Below are 10,728 nucleotides of genomic sequence, written 5' to 3'. Positions count from 1 at the left end.
AACATATACAGATCGTATTCATATTATATAAAAAAGCAAGGAGAACTTGTTTAATTACAACTCAGCTATCATTTTAACAAGCGCTTGTGTTGTCCATTCAAGCTCATTGAATTTAATATCAGGTTGATAATAAAAGCCTTTTTCACGTGGTCTATTTACATAGACCTTTATCGGCAGAATGACTTTAGCAAAGCCTGAAGGTAAGGTTTCGAGCCTCACTTCCATATAGGTAGAGTCTGTACTACTTGGTGCGCCTACTAATTGTGTGTTTGCAAACAGCTTAAAACTATCCAGTGCATCTAAACAGGCGCTAGCACATTGCCCTGGCACAATCACATAAACCGGTGTAGTAAATTTGCTGGCATTTTTTGGCATTGCTTGTCGCTCTGCTGCAGGTATCTCGACATAATAATGTTCACCCTTTTCATAAGCCGCCTGCATACTTTCGTGGGTCGTCTTTAGCCATTGATACCACGGGCTAGCCTTATCATAGCTTGCGACTACATCACCTAAATAGTCAGTATTACCTTTAGAAGTTCGCCACCACACTTGGGTATTTTTGTGTAACTCATAGCGGCCATATTTAAACTGTTCACTGCCCCAAAGTGCTGAGGCTATTTGCTCACTCCACATCGATGAGCCACCTTGATTATGACGAAGATCAAGCACCACAGCTTTAGCTTGCATTAACTTATCATGTTGCTGTTCAATAGCGCTCAGCATCGCTTGATAATCCGCTTGCTGCTGCTCATTGGGTGCAAAAGTTGGCATGCTGATCCAAGCAATATTCTCTAAAGGCCAATTAAGCTCAATTGGTAACTTATCGCCGTTGTAAGCATTTTTAAGATTTTCACTGACAGTATCAGGCCTAATACGCCAGTTTAACTTTAAGCTGTAAGCAGAGCCGTCGGCTTTTTCGAAAGTGCAGCGCTCAAGAGGCGACAAAAATGGATTTCCATCATCAATCGTTAGTCGCCAACCATGGTTCCACCAACTACCGGGTTGTTCAACTTCTCCGTAATAGCGAAAAACACGCTCAACTAGCAAAGTATCAATTGCTGTATTATCACAGCTCACGAGCTTATCGCCTTTGGCAACTGTATCTAGTTCGCTGTAATACACTTTCAACGCATCACCGCGCCAAACAGTTGAAAAGCCCGGCCAACTTCTTTGTGGCTTTAGTTCACTTGGTAAGGTATCAACCGCTCCCGCATGACCATCTTGTAGTATGGTTCTAAAACGTGCAATAGCTGCAGAAAAACCTTGTGAACTATGCGCTTTTACAGCCAGCTTTAAGCCTTCTTGCTTTGCTTTTTCGAGCTGTTTTACAAACCCAGAGTTACGCACATCATGCATCCCAGGGTGGTTTATAACCGATAACTGATAAGCCGCTTCAACATCTTTGATAGCAAGCTCAGACCAATTAATTTCAGAGTTAGTTACTGTATTAGCCTCATTGGCGCGACATATGTCCACACTAAGTGAGCTAAAGTTAAGAGCTGTAAAGATAAGTGATGAGTAAAGCGCCAAGCGTTTCATAAAAATCCATTTTAAATAGTCATTATGTTCAAAAAACACCCTATTTAATCACTAAGACATTGTTGTGGCAATGAAAAGTACTTCACATATGAATAGATTAAAAAAATTCATCTATCAGGTTTATTTTAATCGTTTGTCGATTTAGATGGATTACTCTAAAGTTAACTCATCAGCAAACGATGCTGCGATTAACGAGGAAACCAATCATGTTTAAACCACTTTTAAAACGACTTGCTCTTAGCTCTTTATTGACATGTTCAGCTTTTGCAATCGCTGATCAAAGTGACTACAAACTAATGGTAATTAGCGACTCAGATTCATCGCAAGCAATTATGCAAGGCCAATATGATGCAGTGTTAAATAGCACAGCTCAAGCGACTGACTCAAACAGCCAATACGAACTTGCATTCAATCGTTGCGCAGCAAGTGTGAAGTCTAAAAACTTCAGTGATGCAGAATCACTTTGTACTGAAGCTATCAAGCTTCTTAATACAAGCGAAGTACGCGGATATAAACGCCGAGAGCTAACTTCTTTCGCTTTAAGTAATCGAGGTATCGCACGCATCATGTCGAAAAACGACACAGCTGCACTGTCAGATTTTTATGAAGCGGTAAAAATATCGGGTAATGATTTAGTCAATCACAACCTAAACCGCGCTAAGAAAAACTTAGCTTTATAACGGAATTGTTGTCACAAAAAGTCTAGCTTGTGTGTTCTCTGGGCTTTTTCATATATCGAGTCATGGCACTTGCGGTGACTCAACCAAATTGTTGTCAAAAGCTTAGCTTGTGTGTTCTCTAAGCTTTTTTATTCCGAGTCATGGCACATGCGGTGACTCAACCAAATTGTTGTCAAAAGCTTAGTTTGTGTGTTCTCTAAGCTTTTTTATTCCGAGTCATTGCACTTGCGGTGACTCAACCAAATTGTTGTCAAAAGCTTAGTTTGTGTGTTCTCTAAGCTTTTTTATTCCGAGTCATTGCACTTGCGGTGACTCAACCAAATTGTTGTCAAAAGCTTAGTTTGTGTGTTCTCTAAGCTTTTTTATTCCGAGTCATGGCACATGCGGTGACTCAACCAAATTGTTGTCAAAAGCTTAGTTTGTGTGTTCTCTAAGCTTTTTTATTCCGAGTCATGGCACTTGCGGTGACTCAACCAAATTGTTGTCAAAGGCCTGGCTTGTGTGTTCGCCAGGCTTTTTTATGCCCGTTATAAAATAACTTGCCAATAAGCTACATCAACCCACTGAGCGAACTTTTTTCCAACTTGCTGGAAATGCGCGACCTTTTGCATATTATATTTTTCATGCAAGGCGATACTTGCTACATTAGGTAATGCAATCCCTGCCATAACAGCATGTACATTTTGCGCTTTTAGCTGAGCAAACAGTGCAGCGTAGAGCTGTGTACCAACCCCTTTTGCATGACTACCAGCATCTAAATAAATCGAAATTTCCACTGAGTGTTGGTAAGCTTTACGTGCTTTCCAAGGTGTTGCATAACAATATCCAATAACCTTGCCATTAATTTCGGCAACCAACCAAGGTAAGCCAGAGGCAAGATTAGCCTGTATCCGCTTTGCTATTTCAACGTCTGTGATAGCATCAACTTCAAATGTAACCGTACTATTGAGAACATAGTGATTGTAAATTGCAGCAATGGCTTTACTATCATCAACCGTTGTATTTCTAATCATGTTTGAAATTCCTTACTCAACAATGATTTATTAATAACAGAAAAGAAGATTTGGGAATACATTTGCGCAAAATAAAAACGCCACTAGACGTGGCGTTTGGGTAGTTTCGACAACAATAAGAAATTGCTTTTAAAAGAAGCCCAGTGGATTTTCACTGTAACTTACTAATAGGTTTTTAGTTTGCTGGTAATGATCAAGGGCGAGTTTATGTGTTTCGCGGCCAATGCCTGATTTTTTATATCCACCGAACGCAGCGTGCGCTGGATACATGTGATAGCAGTTTGTCCAAACGCGGCCCGCTTCAATCTTACGGCCAAAGTGATAAGCACGATTCATATTTCTGCTCCATACACCAGCCCCTAAGCCAAACTCTGAGCTATTGGCAAGTGCTAATGCTTCCTCTTCATCTGTAAAGGTCGACATTGAAATAACGGGGCCAAAGATTTCTTCTTGGAACACACGCATGTCGTTGGTGCCTTTTAAAAGTGTTGGTTGAATGTAGTAGCCACCGTTAAACTCATCTGACAGCTGCTCTACTTCACCGCCAGCGAGTACTTCAGCCCCTTCTTGTTTACCAATTTCGATGTAACTTAGGATCTTATCAAACTGAGCTTGCGATGCTTGTGCGCCGACCATGGTTTCTGTATCAAGTGGGTTACCACGTTTGATTTGTAAAGTGCGGGCAAGAACACGCTCAATAAACTGCTCGTAAATGTCTTCTTGAATAAATAAACGCGATGGACAGGTACAAACTTCGCCTTGATTAAAGTATGCAAGTACAGCCCCTTCTATAGCTTTACTCAAAAACTCATCATCTTTTTCCATTACATCGTTAAAAAAGATATTTGGCGATTTACCACCTAGTTCGACCGTTGATGGAATAATATTATCAGCAGCACATTTTAAAATATGTGAACCTACCGGCGTTGAACCTGTAAAGGCAATTTTAGCAATTCGAGTACTGGTTGCGAGGGCTTCGCCAGCTTCTTTACCATAACCGTTCACAATATTTAGAACACCTGCTGGTAACAAATCACCGATGACTTCAAGCAGCACTAAAATTGATGCAGGTGTTTGTTCAGCCGGTTTTAAAACAACACAGTTGCCCGCAGCAAGAGCTGGAGCAAGCTTCCATGCAGCCATTAATAATGGGAAATTCCAAGGAATAATTTGCCCTACTACACCCAGAGGCTCATGGAAATGATACGCAACGGTGGTTTCGTCAATCTCACCAATAGAGCCTTCTTGTGCGCGAACACAGCCTGCGAAATAGCGAAAGTGATCGGCCGCTAATGGCACGTCTGCCGCCAGAGTTTCACGAATTGCTTTACCATTATCCCAGGTTTCTGCAACCGCGAGCATCTCTAGATTTTGTTCAATGCGATCGGCTATTTTTAATAAGATATTACTGCGCTCTGTGACTGACGTTGTTCCCCACGCTGCTTTTGCATCATGGGCTTTATCAAGTGCCAGCTCGATATCTTCTTTTGATGAACGAGGTACTTTACAAAACACTTTACCGTTCACAGGGCTGATGTTTTCAAAGTATTCTCCTTTTACAGGGGCAACCCATTGGCCACCAATATAATTCTCGTATTGCGCTTTAAAATTAACTTTTGCGCCTTCACTACCTGGGTTTGCATAAATCATAATGTGTTCTCTCTTCAAATTGTTGTGTTTTATTTAGCATTGACTAAATTACGCGGTAGGTTATTGTTTAATGAACCGCTAGCTTTTGAAGTTAGCTTAGTTAATAGAAGTACACTTGATTCCTAGTCCAGACTTTTTGACTATTTGTCCAGAATTTAGGGCGACAGCGAGGCAACAATGAACACATCAGTTAGCAGCAGAAGTTTAGATAAGAAACGGCAACGTATTGATGTGCTTATTGAAAATAAAGTAAGTTTTGCTGGAGAGCATGCTGAATTAAGTATTTACGACACCTATTTAGATGCGCAAAAAGTAGCGCTGCATTCCACTGAATTATTATTTTGCGGCATGATCAGTGGCAAAAAAATCATGCATGTTGCTGACAGTGATTATCATGAAGAGTTCTTGCCAAACCAGTCATTTGTACTGGCCCCAGAGCAAGGTGTATTAATCGATTTTCCAAATGCTTCGCTCAACCAACCAACAACCTGTTTAGCGATTGAAATTAGCACAGACAAAATAAGCCAAGTAGTTGATATACTAAATTTTAACCAGAAAATTACACAAGATGACTTTTTCCAATATCAAACGAAGCTAGTCCATACACAGCATAACCTGCAAACCCAACAACTGCTTGAACGGATGATTACTCTGTTTAGCGAAAATGAACAACACCGTGATTACTTAATTGATCTATCACTCAATGAGTTAATAACCCGCCTATTACAGCAACAAAGCCGAGATTTAATGATCGCAAGCTGTAAGAAAGGTAAACTTGCCACTCCAATGAGCCATGTAATTAGCTATATAGAACAACATCTCGCAGAGAATATTGATATTGATGTGTTATGTAAGATAGCGTGTATGAGCCGCAGTAAGTTTTATCAGCAATTTAAGCTAGCATTTGGTGTCACCCCAGCTCTTTGGCAGCAGCAATTACGCTTACAAAAAGCATACAAATTGCTCGAAAAAGGTGAGGCTATTAGTCAGGTTTGTTATCAATTAGGTTTTAATAACCCGAGCCATTTTAGTCGTGTGTTTAAACAAGCCTTTGGCGCAACCCCTAAGAGTATCGCTAACCATTAAACCTAGGATTGCAACGAGTATAAACCCGATAGGTCAATGCCAATAAAATACATATAATACTTGGTACATAAAGCGCCGAAAAGCTAAATTTTGCAAATAACCATGCACCTGATAAGCCACCTAAAATAAAGCCGAAGATGATTAGGCCAAATAGCTTAGCCTTACGCTTATCAAGCTCCTCACCTCGGAAAAAACGACCAAACATAATACCTAAATCAGTAAAGATCCCTGTCACATGAGTGGTACGAACGATTGCACCACTGTAGGTCGTTGCCAATGCGTTTTGTAATCCACATGCCGCAGAAGCCAAAAAGTGCCCATAACCAGAGCCATTAAACAATAGCCAAAGTGCGCCTAATAAAAGCCCTGCTTCGATTAATAATGCGGTGTCGTAGTGACGACCTAATTTAAGTGCAGAGCTATGCAGTAAAAACCCTGCAATACCAGAACCTACTAAAAATGACAGTAATACGCCTAATAAATGTAAAGCATCAAGGCTATTGCCATGCATTAGATCTGCGCCAAGCAAAGTTGCAGTTCCTGATAAATGTGATACAGCTTGATGTTCAAAACTAAGTAACCCAACTGCATTCACGCAACCGGCTACCAACGCCAAAATAAATGCCCCAATCTCAACCCACTTTGGTAACTTAGAAATCACTCGCTACTCGCCTTTTTTTGCTCTCTTACTCATTCTTTTATGGTACGTTAATTTTTATGACTAAAAACACTTTTTTTCGACTCTTTATATGGTAATTTACAATTAAGTAAATCGATTAAGAAGCTATAATGACAAAGCCAAAAAGTTGGACGCTGAAAAGTATCGCCAAAGAGTTAGGTGTTTCAAATGCTACCGTATCAAATGCGTTTAACCGTCCGGATCAATTATCTAAGGCGCGCCGTGAAGAGATCTTAGCTGCATGTAAAAAGCTAGGCTATTTTGGTCCCAATAAAGCGGCGCAATCATTACGTCGTGGCACCTTTAATATTGTTGCCCTAGTGCTACCAGACAGTGTTGAATATATGGTATCAGATCCGGTTGCAAGTAGCTTTATGCGTGGTGTGTCAGCAGTACTCGAAAAAAACGGCATCAATCTTTTATTATTTTCAGGTAACAACGATAACCTAAATAGCGTGGTTGATTTTGTTGATGGTTTTATTTGCTACGGTCGCCCACGTAATAAGCAACTTGTTGAACAATTGAAACAAGTACCAAAACATGTGGTAACTGTCGATTTTAACATCGGTCGCGATGCCTCTGTAAACGTAAACAACCAACAAGCCAGCTTTGATATTGCCAAACACGCACTACAAAATAATGATGATCGGGTTGCTATTTTAGGCCTGCGCTTACTCGATAACGACGTTTTATGCCGAGTTTACGAACATCATGAATTTGAGGCTGGTCAGTCTATCGCTCATCAACGACTGCGCGGTTATCACCAAGCAATCAGCGATGCTGGCGTCACCCTTGGTGATGATAGAACATGGAATATTCCAGAAAGTAGCGAACGCTTCGCTAGCATTGCTGCTAAAGAAGCACTTAGCAGCACCCCACGACCAAATGTATTGTTGTGTATGAGTGATTTAATCGCCCTTGCCGCAATGCGCGAAGCATTAAAAATGGGGTTATCAATTCCTGAGGATGTCAGAATTGTGGGCTTTGATGGTATAGATGAAGGACAGCGATTTGTGCCAAAACTCACAACTGTCCATCAAAATAGCGAAGAAAAAGGCCGCATTGCTGCGACCTTGTTTATATCTAAAGAGCAGCAAACAGCCGAAATCGACTATCAGCTGCAATTGGGTCAAAGCAGTTAAGCTAATAAGTCAGCTAAATTAGTCATGCTTTGCCCGCCATCTCGCTGATCAAGAATCATCACTTCACGGCTTGCAAAGTCGACCTTTAACTCGATTGAGCTGCTATCATCATGCCAGCTTAAACGACATACACTGCCTTCACCTTTAGCAATAAATTCACCATTAAAAGCTGAGTGCTCATTACGCAATTGAATGAGTTTAATCAAGCCTTTAACGACAGGTTTAGCAAGCGCTGCATCAATGTCTTGTGCATTTAAATATGGGCGATTAATATCACGACCTACATTTGTGCGAGCCAGTAATTCCATATCATTTTCACAAGCGAACAGGCCGCCATAATAAACTTGTGGAATACCTGGTGCAAAGAATTGAATCGCACGCGCTAGTAGGTAATCAAAGTCATCTGCGCCCAATGCATTGTAATATGTACAGTTTACTTGGTATAAATCAACGTTACTTGCAGCTGCACCAGTTGCAAGGCGACTTTGCCCTTCACTTTTTTCATGAATGGTTTCTACCAAGTTATCAATTTGCGCGGCGTTTAATAAGCCCGGTTTATCACCCATAGGGCCCGCATCAATGATACCAATGCCATCATGGGTATCGAGAACCGTTAAACAGTTACGCGGCGAAATTGTTAGCCAGTTCAGTAGAGCTTGCGCATCATTGCTAAACAAACTGTGTAAAATAAGTGGTGGTAAGGCAAAGTCATATACCATGTTTACACGCTTTGCGACTTCAACCTGAGTTTGGAAGTGGCTATGAATCTCAGCAATGGTTTCCATACCTGCTTCATTAGCTTGCGCAGAAAGCTTATTTAAATATTCAAATGTTTCGTCAAGCATAAAGCAGTTTGTGCCTGCTTCTTTGATAGCGTAACCAGCAGCATCTAAACGAATAATGTTAACATTATTATCAGCAAATTTGCCAAGTACAGTATTTAAGTACTCGATGCCCGCCGTTGATTTCACATTAATATCAATTTGATTATCGGTAAATGTAGTCCAAAAATCATAGGTTTGGCCATCGCCGCATGCAATTGGCGTAAAGCAGCTACCAGGACGCGGACGATAAATCGCTTGTTGTTCAGCCTCAGACATACCATTTGGGAATACATCATCTTTGGTTAGAAATAAATCCCAAAACTCAGATTGCTTGCCTTTAGCTAATACATCTTTAAATTGAAAAGACTGTGCTGAAACATGGTTAACAATTAAGTCAGCCATTAAATCATAGTTGGCACCAAGCACTTTAATATCGTCCCAGCTACCAAGACGCGAGTCTACTTCGCTATGATCAATGGGATCAAAGCCAGCATCACTGCCATCAATCGGGTTATAAAATGGCAACAAATGTACACCTGCAAACACATTGTTAAGTGGGCCATTTAATAAATTACTTAACTCATCAATACCTTGACCTGTAATTCGGTCTGCGTAGGTGATTAATTGCACTTTATTGTTGATCATAATTGTTAATACCAAGTTGAAACTTAATCGATTAAGATATATCTTTAACCACGACAGCAAATTATTCAAGCAGTTTTTACAATTTTTATACACTAATATATATAGTAAAGGTGCAGACCTTTCGGTGGGGATACAACAATGAATAGAACACACGATCCTTTGCAAACCATTAGATGGCTGACATACATGATGTTTTTTATGTTTGCTATGACATCTGATGCGGTTGGTATGATCATTCCAGAGCTTATCAATGAATTTAACTTAAGCATGACTCAGGCCAGTGCCTTTCATTATGCACCAATGGCATTAATTGCCTTTAGCGGCCTATTTTTAGGTTTTTTGGCTGATAGTTTTGGTCGCAAGCAAACCATAATGCTGGGACTAGGCTTATTTACAATAAGTTGTTTCTTATTTGCCGTTAGCAGCAGTTTTAGTATATTTGTAGTGCTACTTAGCTGCATTGGCCTTGCTATTGGCTTGTTCAAAACCGGCGCATTGGCGTTACTAGGTGACATCTCTAAAAACAATTTAGAGCATACAAAAACAATGAACTTGGTCGAAGGCTTCTTTGGTGTTGGAGCCATTGTAGGCCCTGCACTTGTCAGCTTTTTAATCACCCAACAGGTAAGCTGGACTTATCTTTATGTCATCGCTGGGGTCTTATGCTTAATTTTGACCTTAATCGCTTGGCGTGCAGAATACCCTAAACCTAAAAAGCTTGAAAAGCATGCTAAACCAGCATCACTTGCAACCACAATGAGTATGATGAAAAACCCCTATGCACTTGGCTTTTCCTTAGCAATTGCTCTTTATGTTGCGACCGAAGTGGCTATATATGTATGGATGCCCACTTTACTTAGTGATTACAACGGCCCATGGCAATTACTGGCAACATATGCGCTAACCCTATTTTTCATTTTACGTGCTGCAGGGCGTTTCTTAGCGGTATGGCTGTTAAATCATTTAAGTTGGCAAGCGGCAATGCTGTATCTAAGCTTAGGCATTGCTCTTTGTTATTTAGGCTTAATTTTTGGTGGCGTTGATTGGGCGGTATTCTTATTACCATTATCGGGGCTGTTTATGTCGATGATCTACCCAACTTTAAACTCGAAAGGTATTTCTTGCTTTGCGGTTCAGCAACACGGTGCGGTCGCTGGGGTTATTTTGTTTTTTACCGCCCTTTCGGCTGCAGCGGGGCCGTTATTAATGGGTGTGATCAGTGACTACTTTGGTCACATTCGTTACGGCTTTTATCTCGCAACAGGTTTCGCATGTTTATTGTTTTTAGCCATGCTATATAACTATTTACGTGACCCTGCTGAGCAAGCATTAGCGCAGCACAGCGCACTAAGCCACTAAATAAAACTCTTAAAAATCAATTGTCGAACATAAATTGTGCAAATTTTTCGCTAAAAAACTTGCATTATGTAAAATTATTGTTATCTTTACTTAATCGATTAAGATAGCAAT

9 protein-coding genes are annotated in these 10,728 nt (G+C 40.5%); 4 read left to right on the top strand and 5 right to left on the bottom strand.

Annotated features, from left to right (window positions below):
• Window positions 1–54: 54 nt before the first annotated feature.
• Window positions 55–1,539 (bottom strand): S41 family peptidase, encoded by a 1,485-nt coding sequence (locus L1D46_RS10925; protein ID WP_130052786.1) that lies wholly within the window; start codon window positions 1,537–1,539, stop codon window positions 55–57.
• A 206-nt stretch (window positions 1,540–1,745) separates the two neighbouring features.
• Here L1D46_RS10925 and L1D46_RS10920 point away from each other — a divergent pair, with 206 nt between their 5' ends.
• Window positions 1,746–2,219 carry a hypothetical protein gene (locus L1D46_RS10920; RefSeq protein WP_130052787.1) on the top strand — a complete coding sequence of 158 codons (474 nt, stop codon included), beginning with the start codon at window positions 1,746–1,748 and terminating at the stop codon, window positions 2,217–2,219.
• A gap of 527 nt (window positions 2,220–2,746) precedes the next feature.
• On the opposite strand, the gene L1D46_RS10915 is transcribed toward L1D46_RS10920, so the two are convergent.
• Both L1D46_RS10915 and L1D46_RS10910 read right to left on the bottom strand, forming a co-directional pair.
• On the bottom strand, window positions 2,747–3,232 hold the full coding sequence (locus L1D46_RS10915; protein ID WP_130052788.1) for a GNAT family N-acetyltransferase: 486 nt from the start codon (window positions 3,230–3,232) through the stop codon (window positions 2,747–2,749).
• A gap of 129 nt (window positions 3,233–3,361) precedes the next feature.
• Window positions 3,362–4,882: an aldehyde dehydrogenase family protein gene (locus L1D46_RS10910; RefSeq protein WP_130052789.1), complete on the bottom strand. Its 1,521-nt coding sequence runs from the start codon at window positions 4,880–4,882 to the stop codon at window positions 3,362–3,364.
• Between the two features lie 177 nt (window positions 4,883–5,059).
• Here L1D46_RS10910 and L1D46_RS10905 point away from each other — a divergent pair, with 177 nt between their 5' ends.
• The gene (locus tag L1D46_RS10905; protein ID WP_130052790.1) at window positions 5,060–5,968 is read left to right on the top strand and encodes an AraC family transcriptional regulator; all 909 of its coding nucleotides are present in this window, start codon (window positions 5,060–5,062) and stop codon (window positions 5,966–5,968) included.
• Here L1D46_RS10905 and L1D46_RS10900 read toward each other — a convergent pair.
• Window positions 5,958–6,629, bottom strand: a complete 672-nt coding sequence (locus tag L1D46_RS10900; RefSeq protein WP_130052791.1) for a YoaK family protein — start codon at window positions 6,627–6,629, stop codon at window positions 5,958–5,960. The genes L1D46_RS10905 and L1D46_RS10900 overlap by 11 nt on opposite strands.
• Before the next feature lie 128 nt (window positions 6,630–6,757).
• Between L1D46_RS10900 and L1D46_RS10895 the strand changes: the two genes are divergently transcribed.
• The gene (locus L1D46_RS10895) at window positions 6,758–7,789 is read left to right on the top strand and encodes a LacI family DNA-binding transcriptional regulator (RefSeq protein ID WP_130052792.1); all 1,032 of its coding nucleotides are present in this window, start codon (window positions 6,758–6,760) and stop codon (window positions 7,787–7,789) included.
• Here the strand turns inward: L1D46_RS10895 and gtfA are convergent.
• On the bottom strand, window positions 7,786–9,258 hold the full coding sequence (gene gtfA / locus L1D46_RS10890; protein WP_130052793.1) for a sucrose phosphorylase: 1,473 nt from the start codon (window positions 9,256–9,258) through the stop codon (window positions 7,786–7,788). The two genes, L1D46_RS10895 and gtfA, sit on opposite strands and share 4 nt — an antisense overlap.
• Window positions 9,259–9,396: 138 nt before the next feature.
• Here gtfA and L1D46_RS10885 point away from each other — a divergent pair, with 138 nt between their 5' ends.
• Entirely contained in the window at window positions 9,397–10,617 is a 1,221-nt protein-coding gene (locus L1D46_RS10885; protein ID WP_130052794.1) for an MFS transporter, read from the top strand.
• The last annotated feature ends 111 nt before the right edge of the window (window positions 10,618–10,728 follow it).

It is taken from the genome of Pseudoalteromonas sp. Isolate3, from assembly GCF_022398505.1.
In the GTDB taxonomy this organism is placed as follows: domain Bacteria; phylum Pseudomonadota; class Gammaproteobacteria; order Enterobacterales; family Alteromonadaceae; genus Pseudoalteromonas; species Pseudoalteromonas apostichopi.
The sequence above is the reverse complement of the archived record's forward strand: the minus strand, read 5'-3'. Positions and strand labels throughout refer to the sequence as shown.